Here is a 14,629-nt window from a genome sequence, read left to right as displayed (position 1 = left end):
GGCGTCTCGCACGTCAGAGAAGGTCGTCGGATGGGCGCTATCATGCCAGTTTATGTGCGCCGCCAAACCCCCTTCGGGGGCTGGGTTGATCCGCGTTCGGTTGTTTCAGCGAAACTCGAACCGTTCGCTGTGCAGGTTGGCCAGCGGAATCCGCTGGGCGTTCATCAGTTCGCGGACCTTGACCAGCAAACCCTTGGGGCCACAGAAGCTGACATGCACCTTGTCGGGGTCGGTCTCGGTCACGGCCTGGCGCAGGGTGTCGGCCAAGCGCTCGAGGCCGCCGGCATTACTGACGAATTGCGCACCCCGTAAGCGGGCCATGGTTTGCACCTGCTCGGCGGGCGGGAAGGCGCGCGAGGGCGTGAAGCAATAGACCAGCGTGGCTTTGCCGAAGTCTTTGGCCGCGGGGTCTTGCAGCCAGGAAATAAACGGTGAAATACCCACGCCAGCGCCGATCCAGATTTCCCGCTCGGCCTGGACGACGCGCTTGAAGCGCCCGTAAGGCGCATACAGATCGGCGCGCATGCCAACCTTGGCGCAGTCTGCCAGGGCGTTGGTGTAATCGCCCAGCCCTCTGATCATGAACGAAATCTGCCCGTTCGCACTGTTTGCGCTGGCGATCGTGAACGGATGCGGCTCGCGCAGTCCTTTGACCTGCATCGCCAGGAACGCGAACTGCCCCGCCTTGAAGTCGAACCCTGTGTGAATCGGCGCCAGTGTCAAATGCAGGGCGCCGTTGGCGCGGTTGACGGCCGTCACCCGGTATTCGCCGGCACGAGCCACCGAGGGGTAGAGCACCAGTTTATAGAAGACCGCGATTACACCCAGGCCACAGCACAACATCAACCAGACGCCCGATGGACTGGCCAGGGTGATCGGCGATTTGAAGCTCAGCCAGTGCAGGATCACGAGCAGGAACAGCGGGCCAGACAGTTTGTGCCACCAGCGCCAGACGCTGTAAGGGATGTTGCGGTTCAACGCCAACAACACGATCAGGCCCAGCGCCACGTAGCTCAACTGACGTACCAGGCGCGTCCAGTATTTGGGCAGCTCCATGATGGGCACGCTGTTCCACACATCCAGGTTGGCCTTGAACACAAAGTGATACGTGGCAAACACCAGCGCCCAGATGCCCAGCCACTTGTGTACCTCATAGACGCGATCCAGGCCGCCAAACACGCTCTCCACCACCGACCAACGACTGGCCAGTATGCAGGACGTCGCCATGTACACCAGGGCGGCAGTGCCGAGCAGCAAGCTGAGGGTCGCTGAGGTCAGCCAGGTATCGACCGGGATATCAACGAGTAACGTCAACGTCGTGATCAGAAAGAGGACGACGAGGCAGTGGCGGGTTTTCAACGGGTACTCCTAGGGTTTCTTCGGGGGTGAGTGAGTGCTCATCTCTCGTTTTTCAGGGTATCCGGTTACGCGAAGGGCGGCCTTGACGTCGGTCATGTGCGGGGGCATGGGCCGACGTCTGGCCGACGTTTCTCGGTCAGTTCTTGAAGGTCGAGTGTTTACGGCCCTGGTCGCACAGGGCGAACACCACCACCAGCAGTGCCGCGATCGCGAGGATAATCACCACGCCACCCGTAGCGTGGGTCGGTGATGCGGCGACTAGGGACAAGGCGCCCAGCGGCGCCAGGCCGCCGGCGATAGCGGTGCCGATTTCGCGGCCGGTGCCGAAGCCCGAGGAGCGCGTCTGGGTGGGAAATTGACGGCTTAAGAACGAGCCCTGGGGTGCGAACATCATGGGGGCGAGCAGGCCGGTACCGACGCCGATAGCAATGTAGATCATCAAGCTTTCGCCGGTATCGAGCAGGGCCAGGAACGGGTAGGCAAACAACAGCGAGCAGACGCCGCCGAGTACCAGTACTTTTTTGCTGCTCCATTTGTCGCACAGCCAGCCGAAGCACGGCACCGCGACGATGGCGATCAGGCTGGCAATGGTCACCGACAGCGACGTGACATGCACATCGACGCCTTTGAACTGAGTCAGGTAGGCCAGGGAAAACGTCTTGAAGATATAGCTTAAGGCGTTGTAGCCAATGGCTACGAAGAACACCACGGCCAACCCCTTGAGGTCATTCTTGAACAGCGCTTTGAGCGGCGAAGGCTTGGCGGCCGCAGCTGCCTGGCTCAACTCCTTGAACTCCGGGGTTTCCGGAATGCTGTTGCGCACCCATAGGCCGACGCCGACCAACGCGATGCTGCAGATGAACGGGATGCGCCAGCCGCCTGCCAGCATGAAGTCGTTGCCGTTGATGGTCAGCAGGTACACGGTCAATGAAGACAGCAGCAAGCCCAGGTTCAGGCCCAGTGCCGGCCAGGCGCCCTGGCTGCCGCGCTTGCCTTCCGACGCGTGCTCGTAGGAGGTGACCGCCGCGCCGGACAACTCGGCCCCGGCGCCCAGCCCCTGGATGATCCGGATAAACACCAGGATGATCGGCGCCCAGATGCCGATGGAGGCATAGCTGGGGATCAGGCCGATCAGCGTGGTACACACGCCCATCATGCAGAAGGTCAATACCAGCACTTGTTTGCGGCCGAATTTGTCCCCCAGGTAGCCGAACAGAATGCCGCCGAACGGCCGGGCGATAAAGCCGATGGCAAAGGTGGAAAAGGCCATGAGCGAGGCGGTTTTCGGGTCGCTGTTATCAAAGAAAATCTTCGAGAACACGATGGCCGCCATGGTGGCGTACAGGTAAAAGTCGTACCACTCCAGCATCGACCCGAAGATCGTGGCGGCGGCGACTTTGCGCAGGCGTTTTTTGCTGTGTGCAGGCGTTTCCGGGGCAGCGGTATGGGGTGTCGCCGTCATTCTGTACTTCCTTCTGAGTCATTATATTTATTGTCAAAGTGACGCTTGTTGCGTTGGTCCGGGTGAGGCCGGGGAAGCGGTATCAGCTTGGTGTGAACATGCGGTCGGCGATCATTTCGCCGATGGGAATCGCCGAGGTCGCCGCGGGCGAGGGCGCGTTGCAGACGTGGAGCATGCGGGGCGTCTGGGCGAACAGAAAGTCGTGGACCAGGCTGCCGTCGCGCATCACGGCCTGGGCGCGGATGCCTGCTTCAAAGGGCAGTAAATCTTCGAGGTTCAACGACGGGCAGTACTTGCGGCATTGCGCCAGGTAGCCGGATTTGAACAGTGAGTTCTTCATCTCGACGCTGCCCGAACCCAGGTTCTGCCAGAGGGTTTTCCAGAAACCGGGGAAGCTGGCGTACTGCGCCACGTCGCGCCAGTTGATCGAGAACTTGCGGTAGTTCTCCCGGCCCAGGCCCAGTACTGCGTTGGGACCGACCGTGACGCTGCCATCGATCATCCGCGTCAGGTGAACGCCGAGGAACGGCAGTTCCGGGTCCGGGATCGGGTAGATCAGGTGGTTGACGAGGTTGTTCTTCGACGCCGGTAGGCGGAAGTACTCGCCGCGAAAGGGAATGATCTGGTGGTCGATCTTGACCCCGGCCATTGTCGCCAGCCGATCCGACTGCAAGCCGCCACAGACCACCAGGTGCCTGGCTTGCCAGGCTTCGCCACGGGTGTTGACGGTGACCTTGTCGGTGTCTTCCGAAATCGCGGTGACGGTGCGCTCCAGGCAGATTTCACCGCCTTGTCGGCGAATCACCTGGGCCATGGTTTCGCAGACCTGGCGGTAATCGACAATGCCGGTAGCGTCGAGAAACAAGCCGCCGAGACCGATGATGTTGGGCTCGCGCTGGCGCAGTTGGTCGGCGTCCAGGCGTTCGACCTTCAGGTGATTCAACTGCGAGCGCGCATAGAGTGCCTCCATCCGCTGCATTTCCAGAGGCGTGGAGGCCACCAGCAACTTGCCGCATACCTCGAATTTGATCCCGTGCTCGCGGCAAAACTGTTTGGTGGCCTCGGCGCCGCGTTTACACAAATCGGCCTTGAGGCTACCGGGTGCGTAGTAGATGCCGGCGTGAATCACCCCGCTGTTATGCCCGGTCTGGTGCTTGGCCAGCGTGGCTTCTTTTTCCAGGATCACCAGTGAAGCGTTGGGCTGGCGTTTGAGCAGCTCCATCGCAGTGGCCAGGCCGACGATGCCACCGCCGATGATGCAGAAGTCATAAATCATGGTTTGGAGTACCTAGGGGCTGCACATTTCAGTCTGCTTATCAGGTTGTCAGACTAATGTTTTTGTTAAAAAAATGGCGTGCCCGAGGCACGCTGCAGAAAGCTTGGATCATTCAGTTCGTGGCAGGCAGCTCAAGTTGCAGGCGTTTGGCCGCTGCGCGCAGGTGCGCTTCGGCATTGGCTGCGGCCGCTTGAGCATCACCATCGGCGATGGCCTGGTAAAGCGCCTGGTGTTCCTGGGTGGCGTCGGCCGAGCCACTGGCAAAATGCGACGCCGAGTTTTCCCAGGCGGTTTTGCGCGCACTGGCCAACTGGCTGCGCAGAAAGTCATGGAAGGCGACAAAGTAGTCATTCTTGCTGGCTTCGGCGATGGTGCGGTGAAACTCGACATCGGCGAGGGCGGCGGCCTCGAAGTCGGCGCGCTTGTCGTGCATTTCCTGCAGGGCGTTCTTCATGCGTTGCAGGTCGCCGGCGTCACGGCGTTGGGCGGCGATCGAGGCGGCCTGGGTTTCGATCCACAGGCGCACTTCGAACATTTGCGCGAGGTCCGGACGGCGACCGTTTTTTTCCGGGAAGCGAAACACTGTGCCAGTAGGGTTTTGCGAGATAAATGAGCCCAGGCCGCGCTTGGCCGTCAGCACGCCGTCGGCCTTGAGCTGGGCAATGGCTTCGCGCACCACCGAACGGCTGACGTTCAGTTGTTCAGCCAGTTGCTGTTCAGTGGGCAAACGCGACTCGGGCGCCAATTGGCCAGAATCGATTTCGGCGCGGATGGCGCTGACAACCCGTACAACGAGCGAGTCAGGGCGCTGGAGCTCAAGCATGGGAAAACCTTAGTAGTCAGGTTGTCAGACAATAGAGGTTGCGGTTTTGCCTTGTCAAGAGGGTGTCGGATCTGTCTGCTCGTTGAGCCGGTAGGCTTGCAGTCAATACTTCGGCGCATTACGGCCGCGCTGAAGCTCGACGCAACCCCCCTGGCGATGCTGATTCATTCGATGAAGGCGGGGTTTTCCAAGCGCTGCTTGAGCTGGTCCAGCGCGATTGTGGACAGTTCAATCATGCGTTCGTGCAAGCCGGTGAGTTGCAATTCGGTTTCATAGGTCAACACGCGCTTGAACAGCGTGCCGTCACGAAAGGCCTGCAGGCTGTAATGAATCGAGCCGTCGACGGCCAGGGAGGTGAACACCGCCTTGAATTCTTCCGGGGGACGGGCGATCTGTACGCGGTAGCTCATGGGAACCCGCACGCCCAGCAGGTCGATCACCTCGGTAAAGCGCGTGCCGGCGGGGAGTGAACCGGTGGTGCCGGTGTCGGCGCTGAGGGAGGTGGGGTGCCATTCGTGCCAGCGATCCGGCTGGGTCACATAGCGGTAGACCGCATCGATTGGGGCTTGGATAAAGCGTTCCTGACTGATCCGTGCCAAGCGGACCGACTGCTCGACAGCGCGCATGGCACACCTCCTGTGTGGCGAAACTACGCGCCGGGAGCTGTCAGAATAGACCTACTCCCATGCATTGCACGGGAGTGTCTCATTAATTTATCACCGCACCTTGAAGCGACTCATCAACGCGATCACCCGGCCATTGGCGTTGAGCAGGCTTTGGGTATTGGTTTCAGTGGCATGGCCGCTTTGCACCAGTTCCTCGACCATATGTCGGATATGAACCATGCTGCGGTTGATTTCCTCGGTCACGGCGCTTTGCTGCTCGGCGGCTGTCGCAATCTGGGTGCTGAGGTTGTTGATATGGCTGACCGAACCGGCCATTTCGTCCAGGCCGATGTTCACCCGCGCCGTGGCATCCGCTGCCGACTGGCAACTGGCCTGGGTGTTTTCCATGGCCGCCACCGACGAACTCACGCCGATGGTCAGCCGTGCGAGCATTTCGTTGATCTGCGAGGTGCTGGCCTGGGTGCGCGCGGCCAGTGCGCGCACTTCGTCCGCCACCACCGCGAAACCACGGCCTTGCTCGCCGGCCCGCGCCGCCTCAATCGCTGCGTTGAGGGCCAGCAGGTTGGTCTGGCCGGCGATCGCGCCGATCACGCCGAGGGTTTCGGTGATGCGTGCGGCGTCCTGGCGCATGTTTTCCACGGTGTGGGTGGCGCTGGCGACTTCGCCGATCAAGGCGCCGACGCTGCTTGAGGCTTCGCCCACCACCACGCGGGAACGGTCGGCATGCTCATTGGCGCGCTGGGTGAAGGCGGCGGTTTGCGCGGCATTTTGCGCGACGGTGTCGGCGGTGGAGCTCATTTCGGTGATGGCGGTGACGGTCTGATCGGTCTCCGAGGCATGCCGCACCAGGATCTTGTTGGCTTGTGCCGAGGTCTGCTGCAATTGCTCCAGGCTCGTCGACATGGCGCCGGTGGCTTGGGTCACTTCACCGATCATGTTTTGCAGGTAAACGATAAATCGGTTCACCGAGTGGCCGATGGCGCCCAGTTCATCTTCGGCGCGGATGGTGATGCGTCGCGTCAGGTCGGCATCGCCGTTGGAGAGCGCGTCGATATTGGTTTTCAGTGTTTTCATGCGCTGCACCAGTTGGTGGATCGCATAGGCCGCCAGCAGCACCAGCAGCAACACCATGGGAATTTGCAGCAGGGCCAGGGAGCCGAGCACATCGTCGCGCTGGGCGGTGATCAGCGAGGTGGGCAGGGCGGTGGCGAGGAACCACGGCGTGCCTTCGATGGGGCGCATATAGAAGGTGCTCGCCACGCCCTGGTTGTCGAACTCGCTGCGTTGTAGTTTCTGCTCACGGTGGGCGAGGGCAGCGCTGACCTGGGCGGCGAACGCCGAGGCGCCGCTCAGTTCGCTGATGTTTTTCAATACCACCGGGCCGCTGATGCGCGTGCTGTTGCTGATGATCTTGCCGTCGCCTTCGACGATCAGCATTTGCCCGCCGATGTCTTTTTCCTTGCTCGCCACCAGGTCATTGAAAAAGCCCAGGGTCACGTCGATGGTGGCCACGCCATACGCCGCGCCGTCTCGCTGGATCGCCATGGCGCAGTTGGTGCGCGGCTCCTGGCTGGCGTCGTCCTTGTAGGCTGCGGCCCAGGCACATTGACCGCGCGGTGCGGCAAGGCCGCCTTTGTACCAGCTCTGGTCGTAGTAGTTGGGGGCGGGGTCACTGTTCCAGAAGGTGTTCACTGCCAGTTTGCCCGACGCATCGCGGTGCCAGAACGTGCTGTGCTTGTTGCGTCCGGGGGTGCGTTGGTTAGGCAGCGGCCAGATCCCGCCGCCGAATACTTTCAGCTCGCCGTATTGATCCACCAGGCCAGGCAGCACCTTGTCGATCGCATCGCTGTCGAGCAGGGGGATGGTCTGGGTGATGCTGCGTTGCTGGGCCTGAACCTTATTCAGCTCGCCCTGGATCTGTTCGGCCACTTCGGCGATGCGGTTGAGCACCACTTGTTCTTCGGTATGGCGCAACGTGGGCGCGACCAACTGGCCGATGCCCACCACTGTCAACACAAATAGCACCAGGACGAACAGCACCAGAAACAGGGTGTAGCGGGCTTGAATGGAGCGCAATGAGGGCATGGGGGTCGTCCTTACGAAGCGTTTATTGTCGACGCGGCTTTTTTAGAGCTTCGTAGGGGTATCGGCCTGGCGGTGGGGAGCTTTAGGCACCGTCGTGCAAGAATTGCCGCGCGCCCCTGAACCGGCGCGCTCGACCCGAATCACTTACGTGTTCAGCAGGTCCATTGCGGCTTCGGTGTAACGCAGGCCGGCAGTTGCGCCCACCGGGAAGATCGACGTCAGCGCCGCCAATTCGGCAGCAGTCAGGGTGATGTCCAGTGCCGCCACATTCTCTTCCAAGTATTTGCGTTGCTTGGTGCCGGGGATAGGAATCAGGTAATCACCTTGCGCGAGTACCCAGGCCAACGCCAATTGCCCGGCCGTTAAGCCTTTTTCCTGGGCCAGGGCTTGCACCTGGTCCACCAACAGCAGGTTCTTCGCGAAGTTCTCGCCCTGGAATCGTGGGCTGGAGCGACGGTAGTCGTCAGCGGCGAAATCCTCTGGGCTTTTCAAGGCGCCGGTGAGAAAGCCGCGACCTAGTGGGCTGTACGGCACGAAGGCGATGCCCAGGCGCTGACAGGCTGCCAGGCAGCCGTTGTCTTCCTGGTCGCGGCTCCACAGCGAGTATTCGCTTTGCAAGGCGCTGATCGGGTGAACCTTGTGGGCCCGTTCCAGGCTGGCGACGGACACTTCGCTCAGGCCCAGGTAACGTACCTTGCCTTGCTTGACCAGTTCGGCCATGGCGCCGACGCTTTCTTCGATGGCGACCTGGGGGTCGATGCGGTGCTGGTAATAGAGGTCGAGGGTGTCCACGCCCAGGCGTTTCAAGGTGCCGTCAATGGCTTCGCGGATGTATTCAGGGCGACCGTTCACCCCGCGCGTCGCCGGGTTAGCCGGGTCGCGCACGAAGCCGAATTTGCTGGCCAGGAACACCTGCTCGCGCTTGCCGGCGATGGCTTTGCCGATCAGTGCCTCATTGGTGTGAGGGCCATACATGTCGGCGGTGTCGAGCAGGGTGACGCCGAGCTCTAAGGCGCGGTGCAGGGTCTTGATGGCTTCCTGGGTGTCGGTGCCGGTGGTGTAAAAGTCCGTCATGCCCATGCAGCCGAGGCCGATGGCGGAAACGTGAGGGCCGTTTTTACCGAGTTGTCGAGTGTACATCGGGTGCAGCTCCTTGGAGGGGAAAGGCCTGCATTGTTGTCCTCGACAACGCTGGGATAAACCGGCTAAAACCGCTATCACTATTAAGAAAATCTAAATAATCCACGAGGACGTCCGGCTTTGGACCGATTTAACGCCATGCGCGTGTTCACACGAATTGTCGAGTTGGGCGGGTTCGCCAAGGCCGCCGACAGCCTGCAACTGCCGCGCGCCTCGGTGACCATCTTGATCAAGCAACTGGAAGCGCACCTTGGCGTGCAGTTGTTGCAGCGCACCACGCGCCAAGTCAGCCCAACGCTGGATGGCGCCGCGTACTACCAGCGTTGCGTCAGCCTGCTGGCGGACCTTGAAGAGACTGAAGCGGTGTTCTCCAACACGCGGCGTAGCCCTCGCGGCACCTTGCGCATTGATATGCCTGCGGGGATCGGTCGCTTTCTGGTGATTCCGGCACTGCCGGAATTTACCGCACGCTACCCGCAGATCAACCTGGAAATCGGCCTTAACGACCGCCCGGTGGACCTGATCCGCGAGGGCGTGGATTGCGTGCTGCGCGGTGGGCTGGCCCTGGATGAGTCACTGGTGGCACGGCCCCTGGCGATGATGGATCAGGTCACCTGCGCCAGCCCTGGGTATCTGCAACGATTCGGCGTGCCCGGCGATCTCGACGCGCTGGCCGGCCACCAAGTGGTCGAGTACTTTTCCAGCGTCAGTGGCAAGCGCTACGGCTTGGAGTTCCAGGTGGGTGAGGAGATTCGTCGGGTCGACTTGCCCAAGCAGGTGGCCGTCAACAGCGCCGACGGTTACCTCGCTGCCTGCGAAGCGGGCTATGGGCTGGTGCAGACGCCGTACTACCACGCCAGGCAGCAACTGCAAGCGGGCAGGTTGGTGGAAGTGTTGAGGGAGATCCAGCCACCGCAATTGCCGCTGACGGCGTTGTACCCGCCACACCGCCAGTTGTCCCAGCGAGTACGGGTGTTTGTCGATTGGCTGGTGGCGTTGTGTGCCGGCTCTGACACTGGGTTGCAACGCAGGCCTTGAGGTCGATGGGTACATCGTTGCTCAGGGAAGCGGTCTCGCTTTCCGACAGGAAAGCGAGGCCCAGAGGGGATTAGCGGTGATAGTAACCGGGCCCGCCACCATAGTAACGATGGTCATGCCAGCCGCCGCCACCGTGTGGGAAAATGATGCAGCCGCTCATGCTCAGGATGATCAACAAGGGAATCAACAGTGTGATTCGACGGAACATTTCAAAATCCTCTTGGGTGCTCACAGGTTCAATCAGGCGACGGACAAGCCAAAGTTTTTCATCGCCTGTAACATGAGACTCTGCCGACCCGATTCCATCCCCGCAAACGGGTATGTGCTTGGCATGTTCGGCGATACAAAGTGGATACATTCTCAAGGTTCAGGAACCCGTCATGACCCAAAAGCAACGTTTGAAATACTCGATTCTGATTTCCCTGGTCGTACTGGGTACGATGTTTGGCCTGTCCTACCTGCAGAACACCGGGGTTATCAGCGAAAAAACGTTTCAGTACATCGCCATTGCGGTGGCGGTAACTGTGGTAGTGATCAATGGAGTGATGCGTCGCAAGGTCAAGCCTAACTTCTGATTCACGTGCGTGGGTCAGGCGCGGCCTTCGAGTACTTTGGCAGCCTCTTCATGGAGGCTGTAGCTTTTATCGGCATTGAGGGTGATCACGCCTTCGCTGCACAAGCGCTTGAGCACCTCGCGCACGCTGAGAAACGACAGCGGGATGCCCAGCTCCAGCAAATGGCTGTGTACACCGCGTACCCCGAGGGTGCGCTGGTTGCCGGCGGCGGTGAGGAGGGCGTCGATGACCTTCAACCGGATCAGGCTGGTACGCAAACCAAAACACTTGAGCAAATGGCGAATGCGCTGATTGCCATGCTGTTCGGGGGCGTTACCGAACGCTTGAGCGCCACTGCCATAAGTGGCATCGGCGGTCGGTGAATGTCCGTCCTTGGGCAGTTGCGAGTTGTACATGCAAAAAACTCCTTATCAGAGCCTGATCAGGAAAATGAGGGCGCTCTTACCTAAATAAGACGAACGAGCGATGCAAATAATGAAGTGCCGGATGTAGAAATTTTGTCGGTATTCGCCTTGTCACATCGCCGTCGCCATAGATAACCGCCTTTTCGCGAAACCGCGCTATGCCAGCAACGCCTCTGCCGAAGTGGTTATGCCGGGCCTTATGGTTTCTGTTTCCGTCACGCGGGCCAAAGTTCTCCTGCAAAAATCTGTAGGTCGCCGGTCAACTCATCCGAGGCAGTGAGGGTGCCTGAGGGGCCTGGCCGTGGGTCTGCCGACTGAACGCCATAGGTGCCCCGTCCCGCTCTTTCATACACGGCAATACCGGTGCCGCCGGTCAATTCGGAAAGCCCCGGAACATTCTGGGTGGTATTGACATGGTGGCGTCCCACCAGGGCAATCCACTTGTCGCCGCCTGCGTGTTGCTCAATGGTGCGGGTGGCGTAGTAGTTGAACTCTTCGAGTCGTTGTGTGGCTTGTTCAGGTGTCTTGATGGCGCCAAACAGGTGGCGTTCGTCGTTGTGCCGGGTCAGGTAAAAATGATCGAGCGGCACGATTTCGATCTGGTTATCTTCGAATTTTTTCAACAGTTCACCCAGGGTCGGGCGTTGGTTGGGGGGGCGGTGTGCGAGCCCGATCCTGCCCATGCCATCATCTTTCCAGCGCATTATTTTGTCGTACACGAGGCCTTCGACGAATAGCTTTTTCACCTTGTTTTGAACAAACAAATCGACGTTGTCATACAAGGTTCGGAAAGAGGCCAGGTTGTTGTGGGATTCTCCAAATACCAGGCCCGGCGCGGTGCTAAACGCATCCGCAATGACGTCGGGGGTTCTTTTTGGGGCGCTGATATTCGGGACAACGGGGCGGGGTGGCTGCCCGTCGGCGGCCATGCGCGTATAGAAATCGCGCATTTCCTGGGTGAATTTGTCACGGGTTGCCTGCTTTCGGCTGGGGGTGAAGTGACCCTCGCTGGGTCGGCCGCGGAGACTGCTCACGTACTCGGAGTCGGGCAAATGGTCTGTTTTGCGCACGCGCTCGACTGGTTGCCCAGCCGGCGGTCGACTGAGTGGCGGGCGTGACGGCCTGCTCAGCGGGTTGAAGCGATGATCACGCGCAGATCGCCCCGGTTGTTGGGGGTTGGGCGATGGCGGCATCAGCGTGTGGGTAGGGGTAAACGAGTCGAGCGTGGGGCCATAAGGCAGCATCGTATCGGAATCGAAGGCATGCCATTTGCCACGTTGGCGCACGGCAGTGCCTTCCACCGAATGTGTGCCGACCTTGAAGAGTCCTGTTGCAGCCCCTCGTACTGTTGGCTGGCGATAAGCAGGGCCTGGCTGTTTGCCGCGCCACGCAGTTTGCGCAGGCCTTGCGCGCCGGCGCTGACGCCACTCGTGACGAGTCTGCCGGCACCCACCGCCAAGTCACCTGTGCCGCTCAAAGGGTTGAAGGCATTGAGTGCGGTAACACCGAGGATTTTCCCGCTCTGCGCCAATTTGCCCAGGGTTGAACCCGCGCCCGCTACTGCCTTGCCGAGTCTTGCGGCATTGCCCAGCCCGGCCGTGACAAAGCCAAATACATCAATCGCCAGGTCAATGGCGCCGTCCTTATAGTTCCCGTTGCGCAAGTTTGTGATGGCCGATCTGAAAGGGATCAAGTTCAACAGTGCGTCTGTCGCTGAACTCACCCATGCGCGTCTCGCCTCGGACGGCGTGTTGCCTGCCGCGTGTTGCTTTACTGCGGGGTCATCAAACCCTAGCGCCTTGATGACAGCGTCGGCGATATAGTGGGTTCGCTGGCTGCGAAAGGTGTTGAATGTGGGGTATCGCGGAGTCTTTTCGTCTCCGTCGGAGTTGTAGGCTGACCCATGGGGGGAGAACGCTTCAATTTTGTTGACTTCATCCGACACATATTGGGGTGGCCGACGGGTCCTGCTCTGGTCAACCTTGGAAATGATGCCGGTCGTGCTATCGAACTCGTATGTCTGATGGCTGCTTTGATATTCGGTGTGTACGAGGATCTTTGGGCTGGTGTGAAAGAGCTTGTCTTGGACAAAAGGAATCAAACTGGTTCGGTAGTCGTTTTCCTTGAAAAGCGTGATTTTTCCATAATTGAAGCGTCTTCGGTCTGCCAGCGGCAAGCGGTCAAGGGCACTGATGATTGAGTATTTTTTGACCTGCTTGATAGTGTCCAGTGTGCTGGCGAATGCCGTGTCGAAAGCCTGTGGAATATTGAACTGCGGGCTATTGGTGAACTGCGCAAAAGCGTCAAGATTGATGTTCGCGCGCGCGCCTGTGACTTGCCAATCTTGCGCATCGATTTGCAGCCCTTGTTGGGTGATGTCCAGCATCGAATAGGCTTGGCTGAAGCGGGGGGCTTTGGGATCGTGGGTTTTATAGTCGATGCGCAACACCCGGTCCTCAAAGTCATCGCGATCACCGAATGTTGCTTTGAGCAGATCCAGAGCCATCTGTTTACGGCGTGGCAGTGTCGAACCCACCCCTTCGGAAGCGGCGCTCAATGCGCTTTGTTGGGTATTGAAGGCTTCGCGGGTGTACTCGATTTCGGCGTCGTCGTAGGCCGAATCGTCTTTGGTTTCGAGAAAACCGTTCACCAGGCCCCAGTCGATCAAGGCGGCCTTCTGCGCCGATTCACCTGCGGGTGCGATTGAGTCGGCGTTGCGCATGACCTCGGTAAAATCCATGTGCAGGGTCTTGCCGGGTGCCTGGTCTTCAATCGCGGCCACCGCGATGCACAAGTTGGCCCACGCTTGGCTGCCGTACACCACCGTGGCGGGGATATCCTTGACCAGGTATTGCGGCGCCACCCGGGCTAACAGCAACCTTGCCCCGAGATCAGCGGTAGCGGCAGAGGTTTTGCCGCTGTCGCTCAGGTGTTTGGCCAGCGCGCTAATCACACTTGCCGGCGACATACCCCAGTGGCTATCGGCCGCGAGGTTGAAGCCCGCTACGGTATTTCTGCCAGGTTGTTCGATGGACTCGGGGTCCAGCCCCAAGTGGATGGCTGTCAGCACATAGTCGTTTGCGCTGGTGTCGGTCGCTATGCCGTCTACTTTGGCTTGTATCGCCAGGCCCAGCGCCTGTGCCTTGGGGGAATCGAGGAGTTTTTCCAGCGCTTTGGCAGGGTCCTGTAACTCGGCGCTGGATAGCGGGTTGCCTTCCAGCAGATACCCCAATGCGCCACGCCGGCTATCGAAAAGTGGCAGGCCCGGCAGTTTCTCAGTGTTGTTGGCCACCACATCGTGCACCACGCGCTGGTGTTCCTCACTGAGCGGCAATGCCCAACTGAGGCCTCCGCCCAAGTTGCCCAAAGGGTGTGACAACGAATGATTGATCAGCGCGTCGGCCATGTCGAAAAGGTCTTCACGCGTGGCCGGCATATACGTGCCGTGGCGGGTGATGAAGGTCTCAAGGCTGATTGTTTGCTCGTGCGCCAGCGGGGTTTGACGATGAAGCGCCGAGTCGGGATCAACGTCCATCAGGGTTTCTTGCAGTGCGCGCAGCACCGCCTCGCCCGTGGCATCCGGTGCCAGTGAGCGGGCTGCCTGGTTGAGTTGTCGGGCAAGCGTTTGCAGGTTGCGCCGATGTGCCAGTGCGGTTTTGAGCGCCTGGCGGTTGTCATTGCTGTCGGCTTCGTGCTGCGCGGGCGGGTCTTCGACCAGGGCAATGCTGTCGGTAGGTAAAGCCGCGGGCCGCAGGGGGTAAACCGGCTGGATGGGTAAGCCGGAAGATAGGGTAACGGACGTCATGATGAGCACCTTCTTTCACACGGTGAGGCAGTCCTT

At 60.1% G+C, this 14,629-nt stretch carries 12 protein-coding genes and 2 pseudogenes; 2 read left to right on the top strand and 12 right to left on the bottom strand.

Features of this window, described 5'->3' with window-relative positions; translation table 11 throughout:
- Positions 1 to 105 precede the first annotated feature (105 nt).
- From ACP7CJ_RS20835 to ACP7CJ_RS20800, 8 genes and pseudogenes are all read right to left on the bottom strand, one after another.
- A complete protein-coding gene (locus ACP7CJ_RS20835; RefSeq protein ID WP_426101613.1) occupies positions 106 to 1,359 on the bottom strand; it encodes a ferredoxin reductase family protein in 1,254 nt (417 codons plus the stop codon).
- Positions 1,360 to 1,495: 136 nt separating this feature from the next.
- Positions 1,496 to 2,821 carry an MFS transporter gene (locus tag ACP7CJ_RS20830; protein ID WP_276192831.1) on the bottom strand — a complete coding sequence of 442 codons (1,326 nt, stop codon included), beginning with the start codon at positions 2,819 to 2,821 and terminating at the stop codon, positions 1,496 to 1,498.
- Positions 2,822 to 2,903: 82 nt separating this feature from the next.
- The gene (gene lhgO / locus ACP7CJ_RS20825; RefSeq protein WP_276192832.1) at positions 2,904 to 4,097 is read right to left on the bottom strand and encodes an L-2-hydroxyglutarate oxidase; all 1,194 of its coding nucleotides are present in this window, start codon (positions 4,095 to 4,097) and stop codon (positions 2,904 to 2,906) included.
- Positions 4,098 to 4,209: 112 nt separating this feature from the next.
- Positions 4,210 to 4,920, bottom strand: coding sequence for a FadR/GntR family transcriptional regulator (locus ACP7CJ_RS20820; RefSeq protein ID WP_426101611.1), 711 nt, complete (start codon positions 4,918 to 4,920; stop codon positions 4,210 to 4,212).
- A gap of 164 nt (positions 4,921 to 5,084) precedes the next feature.
- A complete protein-coding gene (locus ACP7CJ_RS20815) occupies positions 5,085 to 5,546 on the bottom strand; it encodes an SRPBCC family protein (protein WP_426101609.1) in 462 nt (153 codons plus the stop codon).
- Between the two features lie 90 nt (positions 5,547 to 5,636).
- A pseudogene (locus tag ACP7CJ_RS20810) lies at positions 5,637 to 6,149 on the bottom strand (methyl-accepting chemotaxis protein); the annotation flags it as partial.
- Positions 6,150 to 6,497: 348 nt separating this feature from the next.
- Positions 6,498 to 7,631, bottom strand: a pseudogene (locus ACP7CJ_RS20805) (HAMP domain-containing protein); the annotation flags it as partial.
- 144 nt (positions 7,632 to 7,775) lie between these two features.
- Positions 7,776 to 8,771, bottom strand: coding sequence for an aldo/keto reductase (locus tag ACP7CJ_RS20800; protein WP_426101607.1), 996 nt, complete (start codon positions 8,769 to 8,771; stop codon positions 7,776 to 7,778).
- Positions 8,772 to 8,891: 120 nt separating this feature from the next.
- Between ACP7CJ_RS20800 and ACP7CJ_RS20795 the strand changes: the two genes are divergently transcribed.
- Positions 8,892 to 9,809 carry a LysR family transcriptional regulator gene (locus tag ACP7CJ_RS20795; RefSeq protein ID WP_426101605.1) on the top strand — a complete coding sequence of 306 codons (918 nt, stop codon included), beginning with the start codon at positions 8,892 to 8,894 and terminating at the stop codon, positions 9,807 to 9,809.
- A 70-nt stretch (positions 9,810 to 9,879) separates the two neighbouring features.
- On the opposite strand, the gene ACP7CJ_RS20790 is transcribed toward ACP7CJ_RS20795, so the two are convergent.
- Positions 9,880 to 10,017, bottom strand: a complete 138-nt coding sequence (locus tag ACP7CJ_RS20790) for a hypothetical protein (protein ID WP_247399408.1) — start codon at positions 10,015 to 10,017, stop codon at positions 9,880 to 9,882.
- 172 nt (positions 10,018 to 10,189) lie between these two features.
- On the opposite strand from ACP7CJ_RS20790, the gene ACP7CJ_RS20785 reads away from it, so the two are divergent.
- Complete coding sequence (locus tag ACP7CJ_RS20785; RefSeq protein ID WP_017846379.1) at positions 10,190 to 10,384, top strand: hypothetical protein; 195 nt, start codon at positions 10,190 to 10,192, stop codon at positions 10,382 to 10,384.
- Positions 10,385 to 10,398: 14 nt separating this feature from the next.
- Here ACP7CJ_RS20785 and ACP7CJ_RS20780 read toward each other — a convergent pair whose 3' ends face one another.
- The 3 genes from ACP7CJ_RS20780 to ACP7CJ_RS20770 form a co-directional block, all read right to left on the bottom strand.
- Complete coding sequence (locus tag ACP7CJ_RS20780; protein ID WP_276192838.1) at positions 10,399 to 10,779, bottom strand: fe2+ zn2+ uptake regulation protein; 381 nt, start codon at positions 10,777 to 10,779, stop codon at positions 10,399 to 10,401.
- Between the two features lie 224 nt (positions 10,780 to 11,003).
- A complete protein-coding gene (locus tag ACP7CJ_RS20775) occupies positions 11,004 to 11,738 on the bottom strand; it encodes a membrane-targeted effector domain-containing toxin (RefSeq protein ID WP_426101603.1) in 735 nt (244 codons plus the stop codon).
- A gap of 242 nt (positions 11,739 to 11,980) precedes the next feature.
- Complete coding sequence (locus tag ACP7CJ_RS20770) at positions 11,981 to 14,593, bottom strand: hypothetical protein (RefSeq protein WP_426101601.1); 2,613 nt, start codon at positions 14,591 to 14,593, stop codon at positions 11,981 to 11,983.
- Positions 14,594 to 14,629 lie beyond the last annotated feature (36 nt).

Source organism: Pseudomonas sp. PSPC3-2 (genome assembly GCF_049897085.1).
GTDB classification, from domain to species: domain Bacteria; phylum Pseudomonadota; class Gammaproteobacteria; order Pseudomonadales; family Pseudomonadaceae; genus Aquipseudomonas; species Aquipseudomonas paraveronii.
The sequence above is the reverse complement of the archived record's forward strand: the minus strand, read 5'-3'. Positions and strand labels throughout refer to the sequence as shown.